General features: G+C 67.7%; 25 protein-coding genes and 1 tRNA gene. 11 read left to right on the forward strand and 15 right to left on the reverse strand.

The window, feature by feature from the left end; genetic code table 11:
- Nucleotides 1-11 precede the first annotated feature (11 nt).
- Both J2S76_RS13255 and xylF read right to left on the reverse strand, forming a co-directional pair.
- Nucleotides 12-1,370: a sugar ABC transporter permease gene (locus J2S76_RS13255; protein WP_307060917.1), complete on the reverse strand. Its 1,359-nt coding sequence runs from the start codon at nt 1,368-1,370 to the stop codon at nt 12-14.
- Between the two features lie 150 nt (nt 1,371-1,520).
- Complete coding sequence (gene xylF, locus J2S76_RS13260) at nt 1,521-2,516, reverse strand: D-xylose ABC transporter substrate-binding protein (protein WP_307061161.1); 996 nt, start codon at nt 2,514-2,516, stop codon at nt 1,521-1,523.
- Between the two features lie 332 nt (nt 2,517-2,848).
- Between xylF and J2S76_RS13265 the strand changes: the two genes are divergently transcribed.
- The 5 genes from J2S76_RS13265 to J2S76_RS13285 all read left to right on the forward strand — a co-directional run bounded on the left by J2S76_RS13265 (nt 2,849) and on the right by J2S76_RS13285 (nt 8,557).
- The gene (locus J2S76_RS13265) at nt 2,849-3,886 is read left to right on the forward strand and encodes a LacI family DNA-binding transcriptional regulator (RefSeq protein ID WP_307060918.1); all 1,038 of its coding nucleotides are present in this window, start codon (nt 2,849-2,851) and stop codon (nt 3,884-3,886) included.
- Between the two features lie 35 nt (nt 3,887-3,921).
- Nucleotides 3,922-5,379, forward strand: coding sequence for a xylulokinase (gene xylB, locus J2S76_RS13270; protein WP_307060919.1), 1,458 nt, complete (start codon nt 3,922-3,924; stop codon nt 5,377-5,379).
- A complete protein-coding gene (gene xylA, locus J2S76_RS13275) occupies nt 5,376-6,695 on the forward strand; it encodes a xylose isomerase (RefSeq protein ID WP_307060920.1) in 1,320 nt (439 codons plus the stop codon). The genes xylB and xylA overlap by 4 nt, the downstream gene beginning before the upstream one ends.
- 168 nt (nt 6,696-6,863) lie before the next feature.
- On the forward strand, nt 6,864-7,496 hold the full coding sequence (locus J2S76_RS13280) for a L,D-transpeptidase (RefSeq protein ID WP_307060921.1): 633 nt from the start codon (nt 6,864-6,866) through the stop codon (nt 7,494-7,496).
- A 47-nt stretch (nt 7,497-7,543) separates the two neighbouring features.
- The gene (locus tag J2S76_RS13285) at nt 7,544-8,557 is read left to right on the forward strand and encodes an amino acid ABC transporter substrate-binding protein (RefSeq protein ID WP_307060922.1); all 1,014 of its coding nucleotides are present in this window, start codon (nt 7,544-7,546) and stop codon (nt 8,555-8,557) included.
- A 111-nt stretch (nt 8,558-8,668) separates the two neighbouring features.
- On the opposite strand, the gene J2S76_RS13290 is transcribed toward J2S76_RS13285, so the two are convergent.
- The 4 genes from J2S76_RS13290 to J2S76_RS13305 all read right to left on the reverse strand — a co-directional run bounded on the left by J2S76_RS13290 (nt 8,669) and on the right by J2S76_RS13305 (nt 12,152).
- Complete coding sequence (locus tag J2S76_RS13290; RefSeq protein WP_307060923.1) at nt 8,669-9,475, reverse strand: enoyl-CoA hydratase; 807 nt, start codon at nt 9,473-9,475, stop codon at nt 8,669-8,671.
- Complete coding sequence (locus J2S76_RS13295) at nt 9,472-10,722, reverse strand: CaiB/BaiF CoA transferase family protein (RefSeq protein ID WP_307060924.1); 1,251 nt, start codon at nt 10,720-10,722, stop codon at nt 9,472-9,474. The genes J2S76_RS13290 and J2S76_RS13295 overlap by 4 nt, the downstream gene beginning before the upstream one ends.
- Nucleotides 10,723-10,804: 82 nt before the next feature.
- Complete coding sequence (locus J2S76_RS13300; RefSeq protein ID WP_307060925.1) at nt 10,805-11,560, reverse strand: GntR family transcriptional regulator; 756 nt, start codon at nt 11,558-11,560, stop codon at nt 10,805-10,807.
- A gap of 184 nt (nt 11,561-11,744) precedes the next feature.
- Nucleotides 11,745-12,152 (reverse strand): winged helix-turn-helix transcriptional regulator, encoded by a 408-nt coding sequence (locus tag J2S76_RS13305; RefSeq protein WP_307060926.1) that lies wholly within the window; start codon nt 12,150-12,152, stop codon nt 11,745-11,747.
- 105 nt (nt 12,153-12,257) lie between these two features.
- Here J2S76_RS13305 and J2S76_RS13310 point away from each other — a divergent pair, with 105 nt between their 5' ends.
- Entirely contained in the window at nt 12,258-12,854 is a 597-nt protein-coding gene (locus J2S76_RS13310; RefSeq protein WP_307060927.1) for an FMN-dependent NADH-azoreductase, read from the forward strand.
- A 155-nt stretch (nt 12,855-13,009) separates the two neighbouring features.
- On the opposite strand, the gene J2S76_RS13315 is transcribed toward J2S76_RS13310, so the two are convergent.
- Both J2S76_RS13315 and J2S76_RS13320 read right to left on the reverse strand, forming a co-directional pair.
- A complete protein-coding gene (locus tag J2S76_RS13315) occupies nt 13,010-13,693 on the reverse strand; it encodes a GntR family transcriptional regulator (RefSeq protein WP_307060928.1) in 684 nt (227 codons plus the stop codon).
- Between the two features lie 125 nt (nt 13,694-13,818).
- Nucleotides 13,819-15,024 carry a pyridoxal-phosphate-dependent aminotransferase family protein gene (locus J2S76_RS13320; RefSeq protein ID WP_307060929.1) on the reverse strand — a complete coding sequence of 402 codons (1,206 nt, stop codon included), beginning with the start codon at nt 15,022-15,024 and terminating at the stop codon, nt 13,819-13,821.
- Between the two features lie 180 nt (nt 15,025-15,204).
- On the opposite strand from J2S76_RS13320, the gene J2S76_RS13325 reads away from it, so the two are divergent.
- Nucleotides 15,205-18,180 carry an FAD-binding and (Fe-S)-binding domain-containing protein gene (locus tag J2S76_RS13325; protein ID WP_307060930.1) on the forward strand — a complete coding sequence of 992 codons (2,976 nt, stop codon included), beginning with the start codon at nt 15,205-15,207 and terminating at the stop codon, nt 18,178-18,180.
- Between the two features lie 142 nt (nt 18,181-18,322).
- On the opposite strand, the gene J2S76_RS13330 is transcribed toward J2S76_RS13325, so the two are convergent.
- From J2S76_RS13330 to J2S76_RS13340, 3 genes are all read right to left on the reverse strand, one after another.
- The gene (locus J2S76_RS13330) at nt 18,323-19,642 is read right to left on the reverse strand and encodes a TRAP transporter large permease (protein WP_307060931.1); all 1,320 of its coding nucleotides are present in this window, start codon (nt 19,640-19,642) and stop codon (nt 18,323-18,325) included.
- The gene (locus J2S76_RS13335) at nt 19,639-20,154 is read right to left on the reverse strand and encodes a TRAP transporter small permease (RefSeq protein WP_307060932.1); all 516 of its coding nucleotides are present in this window, start codon (nt 20,152-20,154) and stop codon (nt 19,639-19,641) included. Before J2S76_RS13335 ends, J2S76_RS13330 begins: the two co-directional genes overlap by 4 nt.
- 144 nt (nt 20,155-20,298) lie before the next feature.
- Nucleotides 20,299-21,282: a TRAP transporter substrate-binding protein gene (locus tag J2S76_RS13340; protein WP_307060933.1), complete on the reverse strand. Its 984-nt coding sequence runs from the start codon at nt 21,280-21,282 to the stop codon at nt 20,299-20,301.
- A gap of 221 nt (nt 21,283-21,503) precedes the next feature.
- Here J2S76_RS13340 and J2S76_RS13345 point away from each other — a divergent pair, with 221 nt between their 5' ends.
- Complete coding sequence (locus J2S76_RS13345) at nt 21,504-21,941, forward strand: GlcG/HbpS family heme-binding protein (protein WP_018387196.1); 438 nt, start codon at nt 21,504-21,506, stop codon at nt 21,939-21,941.
- Between the two features lie 208 nt (nt 21,942-22,149).
- Complete coding sequence (locus J2S76_RS13350; RefSeq protein WP_307060934.1) at nt 22,150-22,677, forward strand: BA14K family protein; 528 nt, start codon at nt 22,150-22,152, stop codon at nt 22,675-22,677.
- Nucleotides 22,678-22,760: 83 nt separating this feature from the next.
- On the opposite strand, the gene J2S76_RS13355 is transcribed toward J2S76_RS13350, so the two are convergent.
- Nucleotides 22,761-22,837: transfer RNA gene (locus J2S76_RS13355), tRNA-Met, on the reverse strand.
- A 122-nt stretch (nt 22,838-22,959) separates the two neighbouring features.
- Entirely contained in the window at nt 22,960-23,421 is a 462-nt protein-coding gene (locus J2S76_RS13360) for an NUDIX domain-containing protein (RefSeq protein ID WP_307061163.1), read from the reverse strand.
- 87 nt (nt 23,422-23,508) lie between these two features.
- Here J2S76_RS13360 and J2S76_RS13365 point away from each other — a divergent pair, with 87 nt between their 5' ends.
- Nucleotides 23,509-24,438, forward strand: a complete 930-nt coding sequence (locus J2S76_RS13365) for a metallophosphoesterase family protein (RefSeq protein WP_307060935.1) — start codon at nt 23,509-23,511, stop codon at nt 24,436-24,438.
- On the opposite strand, the gene J2S76_RS13370 is transcribed toward J2S76_RS13365, so the two are convergent.
- Nucleotides 24,413-25,024 carry a hypothetical protein gene (locus J2S76_RS13370; protein WP_307060936.1) on the reverse strand — a complete coding sequence of 204 codons (612 nt, stop codon included), beginning with the start codon at nt 25,022-25,024 and terminating at the stop codon, nt 24,413-24,415. The genes J2S76_RS13365 and J2S76_RS13370 overlap by 26 nt on opposite strands.
- A 148-nt stretch (nt 25,025-25,172) precedes the next feature.
- Between J2S76_RS13370 and J2S76_RS13375 the strand changes: the two genes are divergently transcribed.
- Nucleotides 25,173-26,285 (forward strand): alpha-hydroxy acid oxidase, encoded by a 1,113-nt coding sequence (locus tag J2S76_RS13375; RefSeq protein WP_307060937.1) that lies wholly within the window; start codon nt 25,173-25,175, stop codon nt 26,283-26,285.
- Here the strand turns inward: J2S76_RS13375 and J2S76_RS13380 are convergent.
- The gene (locus J2S76_RS13380) at nt 26,279-26,887 is read right to left on the reverse strand and encodes a pyridoxamine 5'-phosphate oxidase family protein (RefSeq protein ID WP_307060938.1); all 609 of its coding nucleotides are present in this window, start codon (nt 26,885-26,887) and stop codon (nt 26,279-26,281) included. The two genes, J2S76_RS13375 and J2S76_RS13380, sit on opposite strands and share 7 nt — an antisense overlap.
- Nucleotide 26,888: the final 1 nt, after the last annotated feature.

Consider the following 26,888-nt stretch of genomic DNA (forward strand, 5'->3'; position numbering starts at 1 on the left):
GGGCGCGCTCCTCACTTGATCCGCTTGCGGTAGACCGTGTCGATCCACACGGCGAAGACGAGCACGATGCCGACCACGATGTTCTGGTACGGCGTGTCGACGCGCATCAGCACCATGCCCGATTGCAGGCTCTGCATGACCAGCGCGCCGAGCATGGCGCCGGCGATGGTGCCGGAGCCGCCGGCGAGCGAGGTGCCGCCAATGACCGCCGCGGCGATGACATAGAGCTCGTCGAGCGTGCCCTGCGCATTGGTCGCCGAATTGAGCCGGGCGGTGGAAATGGCGGCGCCGATCGCCGCGAGCGCCCCCATGAGCGCGAACACCGCCAGGGTGACGCGGCGGGTGTTGATGCCGGCGAGATCGGCGGCTTCCGGGTTGCCGCCAATGGCGAAGACATAGCGGCCGAAGCGGGTGCGGTTGGTGACGAAGGTCATGACGATGCCGACCGCCAGCGCCACCAGCACCGGAATGGCGAAGCCGAAGCTGATCGCGATGCCTTCGGGCGGCACGGTGAGGCCGGCGGCCTCGGCATAGCGGCGGGCCAGAACGGGGGGCAGCGTATAGGCGTTGACAACAAGCGTCGCGGCGATCACCGCCAGGCAGCCGGCGATGACGATGACGAATTCGGCCCAGACCGGCTTTTGCGGGAAATGGAAGCGCTGGCGCTGCCGACGCGCCTGAACGGCGGCGGCGGCGATGGCGAGGCAGGCGATGACGGCGATCACCCAGCTCCACATCTCGCCGACGGAGCCATTGGCACCGCCGCCGAGCAGCTTGAAATTGTCGTCGACGAGAGGGATCGTCTTGCCCTCGGCCACGGCCCAGGCGGCGCCGCGCCAGACCAGCAGGCCGCCCAGCGTGACGATGAAGGCGGGCACGCCGAGATAGGCGATGACGAAGCCGTGCAGGGCGCCGATGGCGGCCCCGGCGCTGATGCCAGCGGCGAGGGTGAGGATGATCACCGCCGGGTGGTTGAAGCCGAAGGTCGGCATCAGCGTGCTGACCTGGAACACCGCCATGATCATGCCGGTGACGCCGAGGATGGAGCCGACCGACAGATCGATGTGGCGCATCACGATCACCAGCACCATGCCGGTGGACATGACGGCGATGGACGAACTCTGGACCGACAGGTTCCAGAGATTGCGGGCGGTGAGGAAGGTGCCGCCGGCGAGGATGTCGAACACCACCCAGATGACGGCGAGGGCGCCGAGCATGCCGAGGAAGCGTACATCGATTTCCAGCGCGCCGATGAAGCTGGTGGGCGCGGCGGCCGGGGCGGAGCCGGGCCGGGAGCCGGGCTTCGCCGCAGGGCTGCCGGGCGGTGGCGCGGCCGGGATGGGCGTGCTGGTCGTGGTGGTGTCGGTCATGAGCGTCCTCTCCCCGCCGCGCGCGTGACTGGGCGCGGTGTCGCGTGGGCAGGCGGCGGGGTTTCCCCCGCCGCGCAATGGGCTACCGCATCTGTCGCGGGCGGATCAATCGCCGGCTGATCGAGCGCAGGCGGACCGATCGCGGGTCGATCAGTCGCACGCCTTCACCGTGCCGGGCTTCACTCCCTGGCAGACGGTGGCCTTCGGCACCCAGCCGGCCTCGATGATCACGCCGAGATTATCCTTGGTGATCGGCACCGGGGTGAGGAAGGTCGAGTTCATCGGCACCTTCTTCGGGCCGCCGGTGAAGGTCGTCGTGCCCTTCACCGCCTTAGGCTCGGTGCCCTTGGCGAGTTCGAGGGCGATTTCGGCGGCACGCTTGCCGAGCTCGCGCGAATCCTTCCACACCGACACGGTCTGGGTGCCGAGCGCGATGCGGTTCAGCGCCGCGAAATCGGCGTCCTGGCCGGAAACCGGCACCGAGCCGGCAAGGCCCTGCGCGGCGAGCGCGGCGATGGCGCCGCCGGCGGTGCCATCATTGGAGGCGACGACGGCGTCGACCTTGTTGTTGTTGGCGGTGAGCATCTGCTCGGTGTTGCGCTGGGCGTTGGCCGGCAGCCAGCTATCCGTATAGGCCTCGCCGACATTCTTGATGTCGCCCTTGTCGATCGCGGCCTTGAGGGTTTCCATCTGGCCGGAGAACAGGAAGTCGGCATTGGGATCGGAGGCCGAGCCCTTGATGAAGATGTAGTTGCCCTTCGGCTTGATCTTCATCACCTCGGCGGCCTGGATGCGGCCCACTTCCTTGTTGTCGAAGGTGATGTAGTAGGCATAGGGGTTCTCGATCAGCCGGTCATAGCCGACCACCGGGATGCCCTCGTTCTGCGCCTTGGCGATGGCCGGGGCGATGGCGTCGGAATCCTGCGCCAGGATGATGAGCGAGGTGGCGCCCTGGGCGATCAGCGCCTCGACATCGGACAGCTGCTTGGAGGCGGAGGACTGGGCGTCGGCCGAGATGTACTTGGCGCCGGCGGCTTCGAGTGCCTTCTTGATCGCGGACTCGTCGGTCTTCCAGCGCTCTTCCTGGAAGTTCGACCAGCTCACGCCGACCACGGGCTGCTGCGCGTGGGCGACGCCCACCGCCATCACCGTGCCGAGGGCCACGGCGGAAATCGTCAGTTTAAGATTCATGCTTTCCTCCCAAAGGGGTGCGACAGGCGGGTGCCGGAGGTTGCACGCGCACTCCGCAAGGGGCGCGCAGGCCTCGGTCGATTTTCTGACGTCCGAACCTCAATCGGGCCGGGCGTCGACAATTGGCCGGCCCTCAACGGATCGGCGGTAGGGTTTCACCACGCCGCGGCGGGGTGCTGGAGGTCAATGTAACAAATCGTGAGGGCGCCGGCTCCTCGCTCTTTGGTCTAAAGCGACGCTCCACAGCCTGAGTTGCGTACCTCAGATTTTGAGGGCAACATGGCGTCATGTCCAGAGGTGTTTCGCGCATAACCCTGCAAGACGTCGCCCGCGAGGCCGGCGTGTCGCTAGCCACCGCCGACCGCGTGCTCAATGGCCGCGCCGGGGTGCGGGGGGTGACGGCCGAGCGGGTGAAGCAGGCAGTGTCCCGCCTCGGCTACCGCCCGAACCTCGCCGCCGCCCGGCTGGCGCGCGGGGAAACCTACCGTTTCTGCTTCGTGCTGCCGGTTGGCTCCAACGTGTTCATGCGGATGCTCGGCGAGCAGGTGGCGAACACGACGAGCTGGCTGGCCGCCAACAACGCCTATATCGACACGCTGCGTGTCGACGTGTTCGCCCCCGAAACCCTGGCCACGGCGCTTGAGGGGTTGATGGGCCATTATGACGGGGTGGCCGTCGTGGCGCTCGACCATCCGCGCGTGCGGGCGGCGATCGACGATCTCGCCGCCTCGGGCGTGGCGGTGGTGACGCTGGTGTCGGACGTGCCGTCCTCGCACCGGCTGCATTATGTCGGAATCGACAACATCGCCGCCGGCCGCACCGCCGCCACCCTGCTCGGGCGCTTCGCCGGCGGGCGGCGCGGTTCCATCGGCCTCATCGTCGGCACGCCGGCGCTGCGCGACCATGCCGAGCGGCAATTCGGCTTCACCCAGGTGGTGGCCGGCGAATATGCGGCGCTGAAGGTGCTGCCGGTGCGCGAGAGCCTGGACGAGGACGAGCGCAACGAGGCCATCGTGACGCAGATGCTGCGCGACGTGCCCGATCTCATCGGCCTCTATAATGTCGGCGCCGGCAATCGCGGCATCGCCGCGGCGGTCTCGGCCGCCAATCGCGCCGGCGACCTTATCTTCATCGGCCACGACCTCACCGACGACACGCGCCGCTTCCTGCTGCGCGGGGTGATGGACGCGGTGATCAACCAGGATGCCGGCCACCAGTCGCGCTCGGCCGCCCGGGTGCTGCTGGCCCATTGCGCCGGCGAGCCGCTGATGAACGAACAGGAACGTATCCGCATCGACATCTTCCTGCGGGACAACCTGCCGTGACGTTTTCTCTCCGTTTTGCCGAAAGGGTGTGAGGCATGTATCTCGGCCTCGATATTGGAACCTCCGCCATCAAGGCGGTGCTGGTCGACGACGCGCAGGCCGTCATCGCGACGGCGGAGACGCCGCTGGCGATCTCCCGCCCGCAGCCCGGCTTCAGCGAGCAGAGCCCGGAAGACTGGTGGCAGGCGACGCTTGCCAGCATCGATACGCTGAAGGCGGAGCAGCCCAAGGCGCTCGCGGCCGTGCGCGGCATCGGCCTTTCCGGCCAGATGCACGGGGCGGTGCTGCTCGACGCCTTCGGCAAGGTGCTGCGCCCGGCGATCCTGTGGAATGACGGGCGCTCCTCCGCCGAGTGCCGCGAGCTGGAAGAGCGCTTTCCGGCGCTGCACCAGGTTGCCGGCAATCTCGCCTTTCCCGGCTTCACCGCGCCCAAATTGATGTGGGTGCGCAAACACGAGCCCGACCTGTTCGCCCGCATGGCCAAGGTGCTGCTGCCCAAGGCCTATGTCGGCTACCGCCTCACCGGCGAGATGGTGGAGGAGATGTCGGACGCCTCTGGCACGCTCTGGCTCGACGTCGGCCGGCGCGACTGGTCGGACGAGGCGCTGGCGGCGACCGGCATGTCGCGCGAGCACATGCCGCGCCTTGTCGAGGGCAGCGCGGCGGCCGGGCGGATCAAGCCGGAACTCGCGGCGCGCTGGGGCATGGAGAATCCGCCCGTGCTTGCCGGCGGGGCGGGCGACAATGCCGCCGGCGCCATCGGGCTCGGGGCGATCGGCGCCAATGATGCCTTCGTCTCGCTCGGCACCTCGGGCGTGCTGTGGGCGACGACCGACCGCTATGCGCCCAACCCGCAATCGAGCGTGCACGCCTTCTGCCATGCCATTCCCGCCACCTGGCACCAGATGGGCGTGATCCTCTCGGCCGCCTCGGCGCTGGGCTGGTGGGCGAATGTGGCGAAGGAGGCGCCGGGCGACCTGCTGGCGCCGCTGGGCGAGGCGCCCAAGGCTCCCTCGCGCGCGACCTTCCTGCCCTATCTTTCCGGCGAGCGCACGCCGCACAACGACACCGCGATCCGCGCCGCCTTTGTCGGCATGGACCACGATACCGGCCGGGACGAGCTGACCCAGGCGGTGCTGGAGGGCGTGTCCTTCGCCTTCAAGGATTGCCTCGATGCGCTTTCCGCCGCTGGGACAAGGCTGACCCAGGCGGACGTGATCGGCGGCGGCTCGCGCTCGCGCTTCTGGATCGCGGTGCTGGCCAGCGTGCTGGGCATCCCGCTCAACCGCGTCGAGGACGGCGAGCGGGGCGGGGCGTTCGGCGCCGCGCGGCTCGCCCGCATGGCGGCGACCGGCGAGAGCCCGGCCGAGATCTGCCTGCCGCCCCGCCGCATCGAGACCATCGAACCCGACCCCGTTCTTCAACAGGCCTATGCGGAACGCCACGCGCTCTACAAGGCGCTGTACCCCGCCCTCAAGGGAGTGACCTCATGACCGCCCGCTTCTTTCCCGCCCTCGAGACGCTGAAATATGCGGGTCCGGAGAGCCGGGACCCGCTCGCCTTCCACTGGTACGACAAGGACCGGGTGGTGCTGGGCAAGCGGATGGAGGACCATCTGCGCTTCGCCGTCGCCTATTGGCACAGCTTCACCTGGCCGGGCGGCGACCCCTTTGGCGGCGAGACCTTCCTGCGCCCGTGGATGCACGGCACGGACGAGCTGGCGCTGGCCCGCGCCAAGGCGGATGTGGCGTTCGAGCTGTTCGACATTCTCGACGTGCCGTTCTTCGCCTTCCATGACCGCGACATCGCCCCCGAGGGCAAGACGCTGGCGGAATCGAACGCCAATGTCCGCGCCATCGCCGAGATCTTCGCCCGCAAGATGGAGACCTCGAAGACCAAGCTGCTCTGGGGCACGGCCAACCTGTTCTCCAACCGGCGCTTCATGTCGGGCGCGGCGACCAATCCGGACCCGGACGTGTTCGCCTATTCCGCCGCGCAGGTGAAGAACGTGCTGGAAGTGACGCACGAGCTGGGCGGCGAGAACTATGTGCTGTGGGGCGGCCGCGAGGGCTATGAGACGCTCCTCAACACCGATCTGAAGCGCGAACTCGACCAGATGGGCCGCTTCCTCAACCTCGTGGTCGAGCACAAGCACAAGATCGGCTTCAAGGGCACGATCCTGATCGAGCCGAAGCCGCAGGAGCCGACCAAGCACCAATATGACTTCGACGTCTCCACCGTCTACGGCCTGCTGTGCCGCGCCGGGCTGGAGAAGGAAGTGAAGGTCAATATTGAGGCCAACCACGCCACGCTGGCCGGCCACAGCTTCGAGCACGAGATCGCCATGGCGGCGGCGCTCGGCATTTTCGGCTCCATCGACATGAACAAGGGCGATGCCCAGTCCGGCTGGGACACCGACCAGTTCCCGACCAATGTCGAGGACACGGCGCTGGCTATGTACGAAATCCTGCGCGCGGGCGGCTACACCACCGGCGGCACCAATTTCGACGCCAAGGTGCGGCGCCAGTCGATCGAGCCGGAAGACCTCGTCATCGCCCACGCGGCCGCCATGGATGTGTGCGCCCGCGCCCTGCTGATCGCCGCCGACATGATCGAGGACGGCGCGCTGCAGAAGGCGGTCGATGACCGCTATGCCGGCTGGGAGGCGCCCGCGAACAAGGCGATGCTCGCCGCCGACAGCTCGCTCGACGCGATTGCCGCCCGGGTCGAGGCGGAAGGCCTCGACCCGCAGCCGCGCTCGGGCCGGCAGGAGCGGCTGGAAGCGCTGGTGGGGAGCTACCTGCGCTGAGGCGCGGGCGGCTGAAACGCGATCTGCGCCGGTGACGCCCGGCGCAGATTTCATCACACTGTGATTGACTTGAGGTCATTTCCCCCGTTCGATCCCCCTTTCAGGGAGCGACCCGTGACTCGGCGCACGCCTTGCCGTGCGCCAGGCCTTCAGAGGGGAAACGACACGATGCCTTTCGCGAGCATGAAAATCGGCCTGATCGGCGCGGCACTGGCGATGGCGCTCGCGCTGCCGCTCGCCGGCGCGCAGGCGCAGATGCGCCCGGCGGCGGGCATGGGCAACCAGATCGTCGATGTGCCTGAGAAGCCGGGCTATGTGCCGTCGGCGGATGAAGAGCAGCTGGACCCGGCCTTCCGCCGGCAGCCGGTCTATTTCCGCACCAATGAGCCGCCCGGCACCATCATCGTCCACACCAATGAGCGGTTCCTCTATCTGGTGCTCGGCGACAACCGGGCGCTGCGCTATGGCATCGGTGTCGGCCGCGACGGCTTCCAGTGGGCCGGGCTGCAGAAGGTGAGCCGCAAGTCGGAATGGCCGGACTGGACCCCGCCGCCGGAAATGATCCAGCGCCAGCCCTATCTGCCGCGCTTCATGGCCGGCGGGCCGGGCAACCCGATGGGCGCCGCCGCGCTCTATCTCGGCTCCACCGTCTATCGCATCCACGGCACCAACATGCCGAACACGATCGGCATGGCGATCTCATCCGGCTGCTTCCGCCTGGTCAATGCCGACGTGCAGGACCTCTATAATCGTGTCCCGGTGGGGACGAAGGTGGTCATTCGGCAGGCGCCGGAACTGTGAGCACCTCAGCTCTCGCCGCACGGCTTTCGATCGACATTGGGGGAAAGATGAACAGGATCGCAACCGCGCTGGCCGCCGCCGGCGTTCTGCTTTCGGCCGGCTTCGCGCAGGCGGGCACGCTGGCGGATGTGAAGGCGCGCGGCACGCTGAAATGCGGCGTCAGCCAGGGCCTCGCCGGCTTCTCGGCCAAGGACGACAAGGGGCAGTGGGCCGGCTTCGACGTCGACATGTGCAAGGCTGTGGCGGCGGCGATCTTCGACGATGCGTCGAAGGTCGAGTATGTGCCGCTCTCCGCCGAGGCGCGCTTCCCGGCGCTGCAGAAGGGCGAGATCGATCTGCTCTCGCGCAACTCGACCTGGACGATGCAGCGCGAGGCCGATCTCGGCCTGCTGTTCGCCGCCGTCTCCTATTATGACGGCCAGGGCTTCATGGTGCCGGCGGCCAAGAACGTGATGGGCGCGCTGGAACTGAGCGGCTCCAAGGTCTGCACCCAGGCCGGCACCACCAGCATCGACAACGTTCAGGACTACTTCAAGCAGAACAAGATGGAGCTGGAGCTGACCCTGCTCCCCAATGTCGACGAATTGGTGAAGGCCTATGCCGACGGCAAGTGCGATGTGCTGACCACCGACGTGTCGCAGCTCTATGCGCTTCGGCTGAAGCTCGCCAAGCCGGCCGACTATGTCGTGCTGCCCGATGTGATCTCCAAGGAGCCGCTCGGCCCGGTGGTGCGGCAGGGCGACGACAACTGGCTCAACATCGTCAAATGGAGCTTCTACGCGCTGGTCAACGCCGAGGAACTCGGCATCAGCACCGAGACGCTCGACCAGGCGGCAAAGTCGGAAAAGCCTGACGTGAAGCGCTTCGTCGGCTCGGACGGCGCCTATGGCGAGAAGCTGGGCCTGACCAAGGACTGGGCGATGCGGATCGTCAAAAGCGTCGGCAATTACGGCGAGGTGTTCGAGCGCAATATCGGCGCGCAGTCGAAGCTCGGCATTCCGCGCGGCATCAACCAGCTGTGGAGCGCCGGCGGCATCCAGTACGCGCCGCCGATCCGCTGAGGCGGTTTTATGAAACGTCATCCCGGATCGGCCGTCAGGCCGTATCCGGGATCGCCGACGTGTTGGACCGCGATCCCGGCTCTTCCGCCGGGATGACGGATCGTTCCTCTACTACTCCCCCCGCCACTGCGCCGGGCGCTTGGCGAGGAAGGACTCCACGCCTTCGCGGAAATCGGCACTGCCATAGATCTCGCGCACGAGGTCGGCATCCGGCGCCTGCGGGTTCTGGGCGAGGCGGCCCAGCATCTGCTTGGTGACGCGCAGAGTGAGCGGCGCATGGCCGGCGATCCGCCCGCACAAATCGTCCAGTGCCGCCTCGATCGCGTCCGGCGCGTGGATCGCAACATAATCCCCCGGCAGTTCCTCGGCGGTCGGCATCTCGGCCGCCAGCAGCATGCGCCGCACCCAGCCGATGCCGAGCGTGGCGATGAGCCGCTGGAGGTTCGAGGCGGAGAGGCAATTGCCCAGCGTGCGGGCGATCGGCACGCCGAAGCGCGCGCCTGGTGTGGCGAGGCGGAAGTCGCAGGCATTGGCGATCGCCATGCCGCCGCCCGCCGCCCAGCCCTCGACCACGGCGATGGTCGGCACCGGCACCTGTTCCAGCAGGCCGACATAATGATCGACCTTCTCCTCATAGGCGATGCCGTCCGCGCCGGATGAGAAGGCGCGGAACTGCTCGATATCGGTGCCGGCGACAAAGGCCCTGCCGCCGGCACCGCGCAGCACGGCGACGCGGATGGTGGGGTCGGCGGCAATGGCCGCGCAGGCCTGCGCCATCTCCTCATACATCCGCCAGGTCATGGCGTTGCGGGCCGTGGGGCGGTCGAAGACAAGGCGGGCGACCGCGCCCTCGCGGGTGAAGTGGACGCGGCCCTCCACGGGCGCGGCCTTGGTTTCCGTGGCGGCGGCAATGTTCATGGCGCGAAGGCTCCACGCGCGGCCAGCGCCGCCACGGCGGCGGCGTCGAGGCCGATCTCGCTCAGCACCTCGTCATTGTGCTGGCCGAGCAGCGGCGGATGGCGCGTCACCTGCTGGGGGGTGCCGGTGAGCTTCACCGCGAAGCCGATATTGGAAACTTTGCCTTCATGGGGATGGTCGATCTCCATCCGCATCTGCCGGTGCTGGCCGTGTTCGCTCTCGAAGGCTTCGGGGTAGGTGTACATGGTGCCGGCGGGGATGCCGACGGCGAGCAGGCTCTCCACCCACTCGTCCGAGGTGCGGGTGACGAAGCTCTTTTCCAGTTCCTCGATCAGCACCTCGCGATGGGCGAGGCGGTCGGGGTTGGTGCGGAAGCGCGGATCGTCCACCAGTTCCGGCCGTTCCAGCGTGTCGCAGAGCTGCAGCCAGAGCTTCTGGTTGGTGGCGCCCATGACGAAATAGCCGTCCCTGGACTTCACCGCCTGATAGGGCGCGCTCATCCGGTTGGCGGTGCCCAGCGGGATCGGCTCTGTGCCACGGCCCCAATATTCCGAGATGTCCCATACCGAGAAGGCCAGCGCCGCCTCGAACAGTGAGGCGTCGATATACTGGCCCTCGCCGGTGTTCTTGGCGCCGATATAGGCGCCGAGCACGGCATAGGTGGCGAACAGGCCGCAGCCGATATCGGCCACCGGCACGCCGGCCTTAACAGGCGGGCCACCGGGATGGCCGGTGACGCTCATCACCCCGGACATGGCTTGCGCCATCAAATCGAAGCCGGGGCGCCCGGCCCAGGGGCCGGTCTGGCCGAAGCCGGAAATCGAGGCGTAGACGAGGCGGGGATTGTATTTGCTGACCGTCTCATAGTCGCATTTCAGCTTCTTCATCACGCCGGGACGGTAGTTCTCGACCAGAATGTCGGCGCTTTTGACCAGCTCGTAAAACGCCTCGCGGCCGGCCTCGCTCTTGAGGTTGAGCACCACGGAGCGCTTGTTGCGGTTCATGTTGAGGAAGCCCATCGAGTCGGGCCCCTTCATCTTGAAGCCCATGGCGCCGCGCGTCTGGTCGCCGGTGCCGGGCGGCTCGATCTTGATGACGTCGGCGCCGAGATCGCCGAGCAGCATGCAGCTATAGGGGCCGGCCATCACCTGGCTGACATCGAGCACCCGCACGCCGGTCAGCGGGAGCGGGCGGGGGGCTTGCGTCGCGGTGGGCGTTTCGCGGGCCTGGTCTCGAACATCGCTCATCGGTTTCCTTTCCGCGGAGATATCCGCATTCACAATCAATAATTACAGATTATCCGCTTCGCGTCTCCCGGGAGGCGAAGGATCAGGACGTGCGGAGGGCGGCCATGCGTCCGGCGCGTGGGGAAGCGGGCTTGTCAGCCTGGGCGCGCTCTTCCGCCTCGCGCAGCTTGGCGGCCTCGTTGCGCGCGATGAAGGCGCGGGCAATGCCGGCGGTGGTGCCGGTGACGTGGCGCTCCAGCAAGGCGCCGAGGCGCGGGGCGTCGCGCGCCTCCAGCGCCTCGATCATCGCCTTGTGCTCCTCCACCGCCGCCGCCCAGTGGTAGCGGCTCTTGCGCACGACGAAGCGGCAGGCATGGATGCGGGTGAGGATCTGCTGGTAATAGGCCGACAGCGTCGCATTGCCGGCGATCTCGAAAAAGGCTTCATGGATCAGCCGGTTATGGCGCAGATACTCCGCCTCCTCGTCCCGCTCGAAATGCCCCATCATCGTGTCGTGCAGGGCGCGCACGCGGGCAATGTCGGCGTCCGAGGCGCGGGCGCAGGACATGAGCCCGGCGAGGCGCTCTAGCGAGGCCATGATCGGGAACAGCTCCTCGATCTGCTCCTCGGTGATGCGGGCGACGATGGCGCCGCGATGCGGCAGGATCTGCAGCACGCCTTCCGCCGCCAGCACCTTCAGCGCCTCGCGGATCGGGGTACGCGACACACCGAAACGCTCGCAGAGCTGTTCTTCCGGCACCTTGTCGCCCGGCTGCAACTCGCCCTGCAGGATCATCTCGCGCAGCGGCGCCACCAGCGATTCATGCAGGGAATGGCGGATGATCGTGGATGACGGCATGCGATGGTCCTTAGGCGGCCTTGTGGCCCGGCGGGCTTCCTCGCTCCGGAGAGCCGGGCGGGGTTGCTCAGCCATGGCGCTCTCGCACCGAACGTGAGGGGCCATCGTTTTCTTAACGCATTCCGGAACTGTCATCAATAATTACGGATGCCGCCGGCTGTCGGCGCCGACGCGGGACGCGGCTTCAGCCCTGCCGCCGCACCTGTTCCGGCGGCGCGTCCGGCGCGCCGCGCCGATCGAACGCGGCCTGCGCTTCGGCAATGTCGGCAAGGTTCGCCTGCACCCACTGGCCGAGCGCCATCACCGGCTCGCGCAGCGAATGGCCGAGCGGCGTCAGTTCGTAATCCACACGCGGCGGGATGGTGGGAAAGACTGTGCGCGAAACCAGCCCGTCGCGCTCCAGCCCGCGCAAAGTGAGGGTGAGCATGCGCTGGGAAATGCCGTCGACCATGCGCTTCATCTCATTGAAGCGGCGCGGGCCTCCCGCCAGCAGCATGACGATCAGCACGCTCCATTTGTCGCCGACGCGGGCGAGCACGCGGCTGACGGCGAGGCAGCCCTCGGTGTGGAAAGGGGGATGTTCCTCAGTCACTTGCTTGTGCCTCAGGTTCAGCGATGTGCGTTCTTGCGGAGGATACGGACAGGCACGTAACTAGTCCAGGTTACAAATCGTAACCAACCAAACACGGTCACCCCTATGTCCCGCACTCTTCTGCACCTCGATTCCTCCATCCTCGGCGATCATTCGGTGAGCCGGCAGGTCAGCGCCGCCATCGTCGCGCGGCTGACGGCGGCCGATCCCTCGCTGCGCGTGGTCTATCGCGATCTCGCCGCCGACCCGCTGCCGCACGCCACGCCCGCTTCCATGCCGGCCGATCATCCGCTGTCTGGCGGCAAGGGCGATGCGGCGAGCCAGCAGGCGCTTGACGATTTCCTCGCCGCCGACATCGTGGTGGTGGGCGCGCCGATGTATAATTTCTCGGTTCCTACCCAGCTGCGGGCCTGGATCGACCGCATTCTGGTCCCAGGTAAGACCTTCGCCTATGGCGCCGACGGCGCGGTCGAGGGGCTGGCCAAGGGCAAGCGGGTGGTCGTGGCGCTGGCGCGTGGTGGCAGCTACGCCGATCCGTCCTTCGCCGCCGCGGCCGAGCACGCCGAGACCTATCTGCGCTGGGTGTTCGGCTTCATCGGGGTCGAGCCCGAATTCATCGTCGCCGAGGGCATCGCCGCCGGCCGGCGCGAGGCGGCGCTGGAAGGTGCGCTGAAGAGCGCGGCCGAACTGAAGGCGGCGTGAGGGCCTGGAGCGAGGCCAAGGGCTCCGCTCCTTCATGTGTCATCCCGGCCGAAGCCGCAGCCGCAGAGCCGGGATCGCGCACCCAGATGAAAACGATCCCGGATCGGCCTTCGGCCATCCGGGATGACGTGGGACCGCGCGGCGCGGCGACGGGCCTATTCGGCCGCGCGGGCGAGGTCCACGAGCGATTCATGCACCATTGCCGCCTTGTGGCGCAGGTGCAGCTTGAGGATGGTGCCGAGGCGCGCGCCGTCGCGGGCGCGCAGCGCGGCCATCATCTCCTCATGGTCCTCCACCGCCTCGCGCCAGCGGTCGCTGGACTTCTGGGCGACGAAGCGCACCGCGTGGATGCGGACCATCAGCGTCTGGTAGAGCTGGCTCAGGGCGGTGTTGCCGGCCATGTCGAAGAAGGCTTCGTGAATGCGGCGGTTGAGCCGGAGATAGGCCGCCGGGTCGCTGGCGCGGTAATGCACCAGCATCTCGTCATGCAGCGCCTGCACGGCGGCGATGTCGGCATCGGTGGCCCGGGCGCAGGCGGCCTCGCCGGCGAGTGCCTCCATCGCGCCCATGATCGGGAAAAGCTCGTCCACCTCGTCGGGCGAGACGCGGGCGACGCTGGCGCCGCGATTGGGCGAGAGAATCACCAGCCCCTCATTGGCCAGCACCTTCAGCGCCTCGCGCAGCGGGGTGCGGGAGACGCCGAAGCGCTGGCACAGCGCCTGTTCGGAAATCTTGTCGCCGGCCTTCAGGTCGCCGCGCATCAACATGTCGCGCAGCTGCGCCGCCAGCTCGTCATGCAGGCTGCGACGGGGAATGATGGCCGTATCCGACATCGCCATAAGGCGAATCTCCAGGTCGCCGCGCGTGGGGGCGCGGCAGGCGGTATCTCCACCCCACTTAAATCGCTCCAGCCGGCGGATTCCGCAAGTCGACAAACTTCGCATGCCGGCTGGAGCGTCGCGCCTCAGGCCGCCGCGCTCAGCGTGCCGCGGGCGCAGTCGGCGAGATAGTCCATCGCCGCCTGTGCGCCACCTTTCTTGTGGGGGACGCCGGCCACCGACAGGCCCATTTCGACGCCGGAAAGCGCGCCGAGCATGGTCAGGTCGTTGGTGTCGCCGAGATGGCCGATGCGGAACACCCGGCCGGACAACTTGGTGAGGCCGGTGCCGAGCGACATGTCGAAATGGTTCAGCGTCTTCTCGCGGAAGGCGTCGGCGTCGTGGCCCTCGGGCATCAGCACGGCGGTCAGCGAGGAAGAATAGTATTTCGGGTCGCGGCAGAGCACTTCCAGCCCCCAGGCGCGGACGGCGCGGCGGGTGGCCTCGGCATGGCGATCATGGCGGGCGAAGACGTTGTCCAGCCCTTCCTCATGCAGCATGTCGATCGCCTCGGCGAGGCCGTACAGAAGATTGGTGCCGGGCGTGTAGGGGAAATAGCCCTTGGCGTTGTGCGGCAGCTGCTCCTCCCACGACCAGAACAGCTTGGGCATGGAGGATTTGCGCGCCGCCGCCAGCGCCTTGTCGGAAATGGCGTTGAAGGAGAGGCCGGGCGGCAGCATCAGGCCCTTCTGCGAGCCTGACACGGTGACGTCGACGCCCCATTCATCATGGCGGAAGTCGATCGAGGCCAGCGAGGAAATGGTGTCGACCAGCAGCAGCGCCGGATGGCCGGCATTGTCGATCGCCTTGCGGACCTCGGGAATGAGCGAGATGCAGCCGGTCGAGGTCTCGTTATGAACGACGCAGACCGCCTTGATCTCGTGGGCCTTGTCCTCGCGCAGCCGCGCCTCGATGGCGTCGGCATCGGCGCCGATGCGCCAGTCGGAGGCGATGAATTCCGGGTGCAGGCCGAGCTTGATCGCCATGTTCTTCCACAACGTGGCGAAATGGCCGGTCTCGAACATCAGCACCTTGTCGCCGGGCGAGAGCACGTTGGCGAGGGCGGCTTCCCAGGCACCCGTGCCGGAGGCGGGGAAGATGATGACCGGGTTGGCGGTCTTGAACACGGTCTTCATGCCTTCCAGCACGCGCTTGCCGAGCTTCTGGAACTCGGGGCCGCGATGGTCGATGGTCGGCATGTCCATCGCGCGCAGGATGCGGTCGGGCACCGGGGTCGGCCCCGGAATCTGCAGGAAATGACGACCCGCGACCCGGGCGGCATTGCTGGACATTTTCTTCTCTCCCTTGGTCGGCGCTACTGGATGCGCCTCTTCACGGATGCGGGCGGGCGGCAGACGAAGGCCCGCTTCAGCGTCCCCATCTTGCATAAATGAATTATGAATGCAAAATGCGTTTAAGTCCATCGCGGCGCGACGGCGCCATAGAGACGGGCGTGAGGGAGTGAGCACATCATGGCGGCACGGCTGACGCCCGGACTGGAGCGGCGTCTGAAGGCGGAAGTTTCGGGAGACGTGTGGTTCGACCGTTTCAATCGCGGGCGCTACGCCACCGACGCCTCGTTTTACCAGATCATGCCGCTGGGCGTCGTGGTGCCGCGCACGACGGAGGAGGCCGAGCGCGCCATCGCCCTGGCGCGTGCCGAGGGCATTCCCGTCACCCCGCGCGGCGGCGGCACCTCGCAATGCGGGCAGACGATCAACGATTCGCTCGTCATCGACGGGTCGAAGCACCTCAACCGCATTCTCGAACTCGATGTGGCGAACCGGCGCTGCGTGGTCGAGCCGGGAATCGTGCTCGACGACCTCAACCGGGCGCTGAAGAAGCACGGGCTGTGGTTTCCGGTTGATGTCTCCACCGCCTCGCGCGCCACTATTGGCGGCATGGCCGGCAATAATAGCTGCGGCGGGCGCTCGCTGCGCTACGGCACGATGCGCGACAATGTGCTCTCGATCGACGCCATGCTGGCCGATGGCGCCAAGGCGCATTTCGGCGCGGTGGACCATAATCTGTCCAGCCTTCCGCCGGATTCGCCGCTCGCGCCGCTCGCCCGCGACCTGTTCGGTCTCGGCGCCCGCGAGGCGGGCGAAGTGGCGGCGCGCTTCCCGGCCGTGCAGCGCCGCGTCGGCGGCTATAATCTCGACGCGCTGGTGCCGAATGCGCGCGGCAGCAACCTCGCCCATATCCTGGTCGGCTCCGAGGGCACGCTCGCCTATTCCACCCGGATCGAGCTGAAGCTCTGGCCGCTGATCGGCAAGAAGGTCATCGGCGCCTGCCATTTCGGCAGCTTCTACCAGGCGATGGATGCCGCGCAGCACCTGGTGAAGCTCAAGCCGATCGCGGTCGAGCTGGTGGATTCGACCCTGCTGGCGCTGGCCGGCGAGATCCCGATGTTCCAGGCGACGCTGAAGCAGTTCGTCCGTGGCACGCCCGACGCCATCCTTCTGGTCGAGTTCGCCGAGGACGAGGCGGAGAACGAGCGGCGGCTGAAGCTGCTGGAAGATACGATGGGCGATCTCGGCTTCGGCTGGGACCGCGAGGGGGCGCGCTGGGGCGGCGTGGTGAGCGTGCGCGAGGCCGGGCTGCAGGCGGCGATCGCCGATGTGCGCACCTCCGGCCTCAACATCATGATGTCGATGAAGCAGGCGGGCAAACCCGTCTCCTTCGTCGAAGATTGCGCCGTGCCGCTGCCGCACCTTGCCGACTACACGGCCCGGCTGACCGAGGTGTTCGAGCGCAACGGCACCAAGGGCACGTGGTACGCCCACGCCTCCGAGGGGTGCCTGCATGTGCGCCCGGTGCTGAACCTGCGGCTGGAGAAGGACGTGAAGGCGATGCGCTCCATCGCCGAGGAAGCCTTCGCCATGGTGCGCGAGTACAAAGGCTCGCATTCCGGCGAGCATGGCGACGGCATCGTGCGCTCGGAATTCCACGAGACCATGTTCGGCGCGCGTCTCGTCCATGCCTTCGAGGAAGTGAAGGACCGCTTCGACCCGAACGGGCTCTACAACCCCGGCAAGATCGTCCGGGCGCCGAAATTCGACGACCGCAGCCTGTTCCGCTACGCCCCGGACTACAAGGTGGCGCCAATCAAGGCGGCGCTCGACTGGTCCGGCTATTCCGGCGAGGGCGGCGGCCTGCAGGGCGCCATTGAGATGTGCAACAATAACGGCGCCTGCCGCAAGGCGGTGGGCGGCGTGATGTGCCCGAGCTACCGTGTCACCCGCGACGAGAAGGACGTGACGCGCGGGCGCGCCAACACGCTGCGCCTCGCCATCTCCGGCCGGCTGGGCCCCGATGCGCTCGCCTCCGACGAGATGATGGAGACGCTGAAGCTCTGCGTCTCCTGCAAGGGCTGCCGGCGCGAATGCCCGACCGGCGTCGACATGGCGAAGATGAAGATCGAGGCGCTGGCGGCGCGGGCGAAGGCCAAGGGCATTACCCTGCACCAGCGCCTCGTCGCCTATCTCCCGCACTATGCCGGCCTCGCCTCGCGCGTGCCGTGGCTGCTGAACCTGCGCGATCGCCTGCCGGGCGCGGCGAGGTTCTCTGAAGTCCTCGCCCAGTTCAGCACCCGCCGCACCCTGCCACGCTGGCGGGCGGACGCCTTCCGCGAAGAGGAGGTGGCCTTCGGGCCGGAAGGTGGGCGCGAGGTGGTGCTGTTCGCCGACACCTTCAACCGCTGGTTCGAGACGGAGAACGTGGTCGCCGCGCTGGAGGTGCTGACCGCTGCGGGCTACCGCGTGCACATGCCGCGCCCGGTCGACGGCAACAAGCGCGCTTTGTGCTGCGGGCGCACCTTCCTCTCCGCCGGACTGGTGGATGAGGCCAAGGCCGAGGCGCGGCGGGTGGTGGAGACTTACGCCCCGTTTGTGGCGCGCGGCGTGCCGGTGGTGGGGCTGGAGCCGAGCTGCCTGCTCGCCTTCCGCGACGAACTGCCTTCGCTGCTGCCCGGTGAGGGAACGCAGACGCTTTCCGCCCATGCGCTGCTGATCGAGGAGTTCATCGCCCGCGAGATCGACGCCGGCCGCTTCGACCTGCCGCTGGCGCCACTGGCCGAGAAGGCGCTGCTGCATGGCCACTGCCACCAGAAGAGCTTCGGTGCCATGGGTGCGGTGGAGAAGGCGCTGCGCCTCGTGCCGGGTCTTCACGTCGAGACGGTGGAGTCGAGCTGCTGCGGCATGGCGGGGGCCTTCGGCTATCACAGCGAGACCATCGACACCTCGCTGGCCATGGCCGAGCTGTCGCTGCTGCCGGCCGTGCGGCAGGCGGAGGCGGGAACGCTGATCGTCGCCGACGGCACCTCCTGCCGCCACCAGATCCATGATGGCGCCCAGCGCGACGCGGTGCATGTGGTGCAGGTGCTGGCGAAGAGCCTCGCGGCGGCGCGGGCGGGAACGCCCGCGCGCCAGCTGGAGGCGGCGGAGTAGTCTTCCCCACCTAGCCGCCCTGAACGACAAGGCCCCGCGCCCCCGGCGCGGGGCCTTTTGCATGGCTACCGTCGACGCGCGACGGGCGTGAAAAAACCTCCCCGGTCGAAACCGGGGAGGTTGGGGCCTCGGGCGTTGCGCGTCAGTTCGTCGGCATGGCCCCGATCGAGGGGTCGCCATAGAACCACTGCGTCGGCGCCAGGGCGAACCAGGGCACATAGGTGCAGATCATCAGCACCACGAGCAGCACGAACAGGAAGCCGAGATTGGCCTTGGTGGTCTGCCAGATATCCGATTTGGCGATCGAGCAGGCGGCGATGAGCACCGAGGCGACCGGCGGCGTTTGCTGGCCGATGGCGAGGTTCAGCGTCAGCACCAGGCCGAAATGCACCGGGTCGATGCCCACCTGCTGGATCAGCGGCAGGACGATGGGCACGGTCAGGATGATCGCGGCCGCCGAATGCAGGAACATCCCGAGGATGAGGAACAGGATGTTGAGCAGCAGCAGCACCAGATAGGGGTTGGTGGTGAAATCGGCGATCGAGCTCGCCAGCGCCTGCGGCACCCGGCTCTCGGTGAGGAACACGCCGACCAGCGCCGAGGAGGCGACCAGCAGCATGACCACCGCCGTCTGAAGCGCGCCGTCGACCAAGGCGCGGTAGAGCGCGGTGAAGCTCAGCTCGCGATAGACCACGATGGCGATGAACAGCGCCGCGACCACGGCGACCGCCGCGCCCTCGGTGGCGGTGACGAAGCCGCCAAAGATGCCGCCCAGGATGATGACCGGCAGCATCAGCGCCCACAGCGCCTCGCGGAACGCCGTCACCAGCCGGCTCCAGGCGAAGCGCTGCTCCACCGGGAAGTCGTTCTTCACCGCGTAGTACCAGCTCGCCAGGGCGAGGCCGGCGCCGCCGAGCAGGCCGGGCAGCAGGCCGGAGATGAACATCTTCACCACCGAGACCTGCGCCATGACCGCGTAGAGGATCATCGGGATGGAGGGCGGCAGGATGATTGCAAGGCTCGCCGAGGAGGACGAGATGGCGGCCGCGAACTCCTTGCTGTAGCCGCGGCTCTTCATGGCTGGGATCAGCAGCGAGCCGAGCGCGGCGACACCGGCCACCGCCGAGCCGGAAATCTCGGCGAAGAACATCGATGAGCCGATCGTCACCATGGCGAGGCCGCCGCGCACGAAGCCGAGCATGGCGGAGGCGAGGTTGATCAGCCGCCGCGAGATCGACGACGAATTCATGATGCCGCCCGCTAGGATGAACAGCGGAATGGCGAGAAGCGGGAAGTTGGTGGCGCCCTCGAACATGACCAGCGCCACATTCGGCAGCATGTCGGCGCCCTGCGTCGCCCAGATGGCAACCACCGCCACCATGCCGAGCGCCACCGCGATCGGCACGTTCAGCAGCACCATGCCGAACAGGCCGAGGAACATCAGACCCATTGTGCTGCTCATCGGGGGGTGCCTCCGCTTGCCGGGGTCTCTTGAATGGTTTCGAGCGCTTCCTTCAGCTCGTGATCCTCGAAGCCGGCGCCGCGTGCGGCGGCCAGCACCTCGGGAAAGCGCATCAGTTCGGCGATGATGAACAGCACCGCCGTGATCGGGATCACCGACTGGGTGACGACCAGCGACACGTTCGGCAGCGAGACCAGCGTGCTGCCCTGCAGGATGTCGAGCACCTCAAGGCCGGTGACGGTGAGGATGACGAAGAACACCAGCACGATGATCTCCGCCAGGATGGTGCTGGCAACGCGCAGCGAGGGCGGGAAGGCGTTGACGATGCCGGGAAAGCCGATATGGGCGCCGCGCAGGGCGGCCAGCGCGCTGCCATAATAGGTCAGCCAGCACAGGCCGATCGAGGCAATCTCGTCATACCAGACCAGCGACAGGCCGGCGGCCCGGAACACGAAGCCGAGCACGATGATGACGGTGAGGGCCGCCATCAGCACTGCGGCGATAATTTCCAAGATCCGGTCATAGGATCTTCTGAGTGCGAGCATGTGCCTGTTCCACGGGCGCGGGCGCTCGGCCGCGCGTTCTGTAAGGAGCGGGGGGAGGTTCGTGCGGCGTTCCGGCCGGCGTGCCGCAGGGGCCGCCGGCCGGAAGGGGGCTCAGGAGCCCTTGCCGAGGGCGAGGGAGTCGTCGACCAGCTTCTGGCCGCCCGGCACTTCCTTCGCGAACTCCTCATAGACCGGCTTCGACGCCTCGATGAAGGCGGCCTTGTCGACCTCGTTCACCTGCATGCCGGCTTCCTTGAGCTTGCCGAGCAGCTCGCCATCGAGGCGGGCGGCGATGTCGAGCGCGACGGGCTGCATCTCGACGGCGGTCTCGGCGAGCGCCTTCTGCACGTCCGGCGGCAGCCTGGACCAGCTGCGCCCGGCGGTGACATAGGCCGGCGTGTAGACGTGGCCGGTCAGCGACAGGTACTTCTGCACTTCCTGGAAGCGCGAGGGGTAGATCTGGGCCAGCGGGTTCTCCTGGCCGTCCATCACCCCGGTCTGCAGCGCGACGAAGACTTCCGACAGCGCCATCGGGCTCGGCGTCGCGCCATAGGCCTGGAACATCCGCACCCGCCACACGCCCTGCGGCACGCGCAGCTTGATGCCCTTGAGGTCGTCCGGCTTGTTGACCGGCCGGGTGTTGTTGGTGACGTGGCGGATGCCGTTCTCCCACACGCCGATGATCTCGTAGCCCTTTTCCTTGGCGATTGGGACCAGCACGGGGGTGATGACGGCGTCGCGGATCTTGGCCGCGTGATCGCGGTCCTTGACCAGATAGGGCATCTCGAACACGCCGAACTCTGGTGCGACCGTCGTCATCACGGTCGAGGGGAGGGCGAGGTCGACGGTGCCGAGCTTCAGCTTCTTCAGCAGTTCGGTGTCGCCACCGAGCTGGCTGGAGCCGTAGACGGTGACATTGGCCTTGTCGCCGAGCTTGGCGTTGGCGCGCTTGGCGAATTCCTGCGAGGTCTGGTCGAACAGCGAACCAGGCTCGCCCACATGGCCCAGCTTGATCTCGATGGGCGCGGCCGCCGCGCTGGCGGCAAGCAAGAGTGTGCCGGCAATCGCCGACACGATTCGCGTGATGCGGATCATGGCATGCTCCTTTGGGTTTCCTCGTGCCCGGTTTTCCGGTGCTTTTCTGTTGCGCGGCAGGGTCGGGGACCGACGCCGGACGGGCGTCGGCGATCCCTAGCAAAACCGAACTATGAATTATGAATGCAAAAATTAGCCGTCATGGCAAGGCGAGACTTGACGGCCCGGTCGCGAAAGGCACAGTCGGGACCCGAAAAACACGCCCAATGCAGGGGAAACGCATGTCCGATCTCAGCCTCGACGCCGCCCAGACCATCCTCTCCACCGCGCTCGGCCAGTGCCGCGCCGGCAATTTCAAGCCGATGGCGGTGGTCGTGCTCGATGCGCGCGGCGCGGTGAAGGTGTCGGCGGCGGAAGACGGCACCAGCCTGAAGCGCTTCGAGGTCGCCCATGGCAAGGCCTATGGCGCGCTCTCGCTCGGCATGGGCTCGCGCTCGATCTTCAAGCGGGCGAAGGAGCAGGCCTTCTTCGTTGCCGCCGTGAGCCATCTCGCCGGCGGAGCGCTGGTGCCGGTGCCGGGGGGCGTGCTGATCCGCAACGCGGCGGGGGAGGTGATCGGCGCGGTCGGCATCTCCGGCGACACCTCGGAGAATGACGAGGCGGCGGCCAGCGCCGGCATCGCGGCCGCAGGTTTTGTCGCCGATCCCGGCGCCGACTGACGCTTCAACGGGAATTAAATACCGGTCGGCGACGGCGCGCGGGAACCCCGCGCGCCTTTCTGCGTTAAGACCATCGAAGGCCGTACTGCGGCGATTGTGAACGTCTGTTCAAAAACCTGTCAACCCTCGATAGTTTTTCGTTCAGCGAGCATTCATCGGCAGGCCGTTATTACATCAGCAACGGTCAATATATCGGAGGAATGCTACGATGAAAAAATTGTCTATTGCCATTGCTGCGGCCGCAATGGTCTTTACTTCCGCTGCAGCGCCGGTCGTGGCGCTGCCGATGATGCCGCAGGTTGCGGCGCCGCTCGCGAGTGCGCCGGTGGCGGCGGCCAATCCGGTTGCCGAGGTGGAAAACGTCCAGTACCGCCCCAATAACCGCCGGGCCTATCGGCAGGGTTATCGCCAGGGAAACCGCCAGGGCTATCGTCAGGGCGCGCGCCGCGGCTATTACCGCCAGGGTGGCTACCATTATTACAATGGTCAACGCGGCTATAACTATTACCGGCCGGGCTACCGCCAGTATAATGGCTGGTATTTCCCCGCTGGTGCGTTCGCGGCCGGCGCGATCCTCGGTGGCGTGCTCGGTGCGGCGGCCAACCAGCCCACGCAGTCCTATTCGGGCGGCAGCAACCATGTGCAGTGGTGCGCCAGCCAGTATCGCTCCTACCGGGCGTCGGACAACACCTTCCAGCCCTATAACGGCCCGCGCCAGCAGTGCGTTTCGCCGTGAACCTTCCGCGCATGCGGTGACGGAAAGCCCGGCTTCGGCCGGGCTTTTTTGCGCCGTGATTTTGCAGACGTCTCAGGTTGTTGTGGTAGCGGGAGAGGGACTTGAACCCCCGACCCCAGGATTATGATTCCCGTGCTCTAACCAGCTGAGCTACCCCGCCACAACAAACCGGCCCACCCATCGAGTGACGACCGACCTGCGAAGTGGCGCGATATAAGGAAGCGGCCCGGACGGTGTCAAGGCGGGAAAGCGCGTTGCCCCCGACGGCTTCATCCAAAGGCCTTACCAATGGGGTGGCGCCGGCCGGCCTTCCCGCACTTCGTCAAGGCGCCGGCGTGTGGCGGGGGTGGTGTCCGGCGGTAGGGTGGACGGTGGGAAGAAGCCGATTTCGGCGATCTCGCGATTCGGCACCCGGGGCTGGCCCTGCTCGAAATGCTCGACCACATAGACCGCGACATGGTCGCGCGCCCCGAGATTGCGGTTCAGCAGCAGGCCGTGCAGGCGCGGCCCCGTCGCGAGGATGGCGGCTTCCTCCTCCAATTCGCGGAGGATGGCGGCCTCGGCCGTCTCGCCCGGGTCAACCGCGCCGCCCGGCAGGTGCCAGCCGGGCACATAGGTGTGGCGCAGCAGCAGCACGGCACCATCGGCGTCGATGACCACGGCGCGCACGCCGAGCGTGACCCCGCGCGTCCACCGCCCCCACAGATGCAGCAGGCGCACCAGAAGCCGACGCGAGGCCGGCATGGGCGTGGGCGGCAGACCGGGAGGGCTGGCGAAAGCGTGACCACTGGCGCTTTCCTTTCCCCGCTCCGGGCTGATAAGGAAACCCCCGTGTTTGTCCTTGCTCATGTCACCGACGCTCATCTGGGACCGCTGCCGCGCGCTCGCTTCGCCGAGCTGGCCGGAAAGCGGGCGCTCGGCGTGCTCAACTGGCGGCGCGGCCGCCAGCACCGTTTCTCCATCGCCACGATCGACCTGCTGGTCGACGACATCAAGGCGATGGCGCCCGATCATATCGCGGTGACGGGCGATCTGGTGAATGTCGGCCTCGCGGCGGAATTCGCCACCGGGCTGAATTTCCTCAAATCGCTCGGCGACGGGCCAGATGTGACGGTGGTGCCAGGCAATCACGATGCCTATGTGCGCTCCACCGCCCATCATTCGCTGCTCAACTGGGGCGACTATATGCGGGGTGACGGCGTCAATGGCGACGTGACCGATGAGAGCGCCTTCCCCTTCGTGCGACGGCGCGGCGATGTGGCGCTGATCGGCGTCTCCAGCGCCATTCCCACCCACCCCTTCATGGCCACCGGCAAGGTCGGGCGGGCGCAGCGCGAGCGGCTGGGCGCGGTGCTCGATGGGCTGGGCGCCGAAGGGCTGTTTCGCGTGGTGATGATCCATCACCCGCCGGCGGGTCTGCGCGCCGGGCACAAGCGGCTGATCGACGAGGTGGCGGTGCGCGACGTGCTCGCCCGCCACGGCGCCGAGCTGGTCATCTGCGGCCATGACCATGTGCCGATGGTGGAGATGATCCCCGGGCCGAATTCCGGGTTGATCCCCGTCGTCGAGGCGCCGTCCTTCGCCGCCGGGCCGGAAGACCGGCACTGGCCGGGCGGCTATCACCTCTACCGCATCGAGCGGGTCGGCGGTGCCGGCTTTCCCTGGCGCTGCACCATGGAGGCGCGCGGCTTCCAGCGTGGCGAGACGACGGTCGCCTCCCGCAGCACACGGGTGATCACCGAAGCCATAACCGGTCGATGATCTCGGGGTAGAGGGTCGCGAGCGCCAACGTGGCCAGCGCCCCGAAAATCAGCCCGAGCACGAAGGCCAGGCCCCCGCCCTGCCGGCCCGTGGCCGGGACGGGCGCGGCCATGGCGGGATGATGCGGCGCGGGATGCGGCACGGCGGCCTCGATCTCCGGCGGCGTGCCGACGCTCACCATCGCCTGCTCGCGGGCGATCAGCCGGCGGGCGATGTAGCGCGTCACCGCATCGACAATGTCGTTCGGGTTGGTGCTCTCGGCCAGCACATGGCGGCCCGAGCGGGTGTCCTGCAGGAAGCGATAAGTGCGCCGGTCGCGGGCCAGCGTCACATGGGCCACCATGTCGATGAACAGGCGCGGAATCTCGCCGGGCATCAGTCCGCGATCGAACAGGTCGACATGCTCCAGCGGCACCTGGGCGAACACCGGGTCGAGCAGCTCGTTCAGCATGGACAGGCGGGCGAGGGTGGCGTCGCGTAGTTCGACGATGACGCCGGAACGCTCCGCCGCCTCCATGCGGGCGGCGCGGATCGCCTCGCGCAGCGACAGGCCGGGCGTCTCGCCACGCAGGCGCTCGTCGTCCATCGCCCAAAAATCCCCGTTTCCCTCGCCCCATCATGGCGCCATCGGGTTAATGGGCCGTTCGCGGCGCCCTATGCTGCATCTTCGCCCACAAGCGATTATGAAGCGGACCGGGCGCGGCGAACAGCGGCAGCGGGGCTTCGGAGGCGGCATGTCGGGCGAATATGCGATACCGGCCGGGGTGGTGGCGCTGGACGACTATGAAACGCTGGCACAGGCGCGGCTGAGCCCGCAGGCCTACGCCTATTTCTCCGGTGGTGCGGGGGACGAGGCGACGCTGCGCTGGAACCGCGCGGCCTTCGAGAAGGTCCAGCTCGCCCCGCGGGTGCTGGGCGACTTCAAGGGTGGCGGCACGGAACTCTCCTTGTTCGGCCAGTCCTTCGCCCATCCGATTCTGGTCGCGCCCACCGCCCATCACCGCCTCGCCGTGCCGGAGGCGGAGATCGCCACCGTGGTCGGGGCAGGCGGGGCGAGGGCCGGCATGGTGGCGAGCACCGAGTCGGACGTGATGCTGGAGGAAATCGCCCGCGCGGCGCGCACGCCGCTCTGGTTCCAGCTCTATATCCAGCATGATCGCGGCTTCACCGCCGAACTGGTGCGCCGCGCCGAAGCGGCGGGCTATGGCGCGCTGGTGGTGACGGTGGACGCGCCGGTGCACAGCCTGCGCAACCGCGAACAGCGCGCGGGCTATGTCGGGCCGAAGCTCTCCGAGCACGCCAATCTGCGCGGGCTGCACACGCGCCATATCGCCGAGGCGGCCTTGGGCGAGAGCCTGATGTTCCGCGGCTTCCTCGATGTCGCCGCGCGCTGGGAAGACATCGCCTGGCTGCGCTCGCTCACCCTGCTGCCGATCCTGCTCAAGGGCATACTGACGGCCGAAGACGCCGAGACGGCGCTGTCGCACGGCGTCGACGGGCTGATCGTCTCCAACCATGGCGGGCGGGTGCTCGACACGGTGCCGGCCAGCCTCGACGCGCTGCCTTCCGTGGTGCGGCAGGTGGCCGGGCGGGTGCCGGTGCTGATGGATGGCGGCATCCGGCGCGGTACGGACGTGCTGAAGGCGCTCGCTTTCGGCGCGCGTGCCGTTCTGGTCGGGCGGCCCTGCCTTTACGGGCTGGCGGTGGCCGGCCCGGCCGGCGTGGCCCATGTGCTGCACCTTCTCCGCTGCGAGTTCGAGGTGGCGATGGTGCTCACCGGCTGCCGGACGCTGGCCGATATCGGCCCGCAGGTGATCTGGCCGGCCGATCGGCCGGGCGGTCAGTAGAGCGTGGCGCGGTAGCGCTCCAGCATCTCGGCCTGCGTCTCGGCGCTGGCCATGCCGAGCTGGTCGCGCAGCATCTCGCCCATGCTGGGCAGCCGGTCGCGCGGCAGGAAGCTGTCCGGGTTCCAGGCGCCCGAACGCATGAACGCCTTGGCGCAGTGCAGATAGACTTCCTCCACCGCGATGCGCAGCACCGTCGCCGGCGGCTTGCCGTTGACGACGAAGCGGGCGACGAGATCGGCATCGTCGCGGATTTCCGCCCGGCCATTGACCCGCAGCGTCTCGTCGACGCCGGGGATGAGAAAGAGCAGGCCTACTGCCGGGTTGGCGATCAGATTGGTGAGTGTGTCCAGCCGGTTGTTGCCCGGCCGGTCGGGCAGGAGCAGCGTGCCGGGGTCCTCGACCATCACGAAGCCCGGCGCGTCGCCGCGCGGGGTGACGTCGGCGCGCCCGTCCGCGCCCATCGAGGACAGCATGACCAGCGGCGAATAGGAGATGAAGGCGCGGGCATGCGGATCGATGGCCGGCAGCACCTTGCGGCGGCTGCGCTCGCGCGTCTCGCCATAGAGTGCGCGAAGGTCCTCAAGGGTGGTGAGGGCGGCCATG

The organism is Ancylobacter vacuolatus, from assembly GCF_030813595.1.
In the GTDB taxonomy this organism is placed as follows: domain Bacteria; phylum Pseudomonadota; class Alphaproteobacteria; order Rhizobiales; family Xanthobacteraceae; genus Ancylobacter; species Ancylobacter vacuolatus.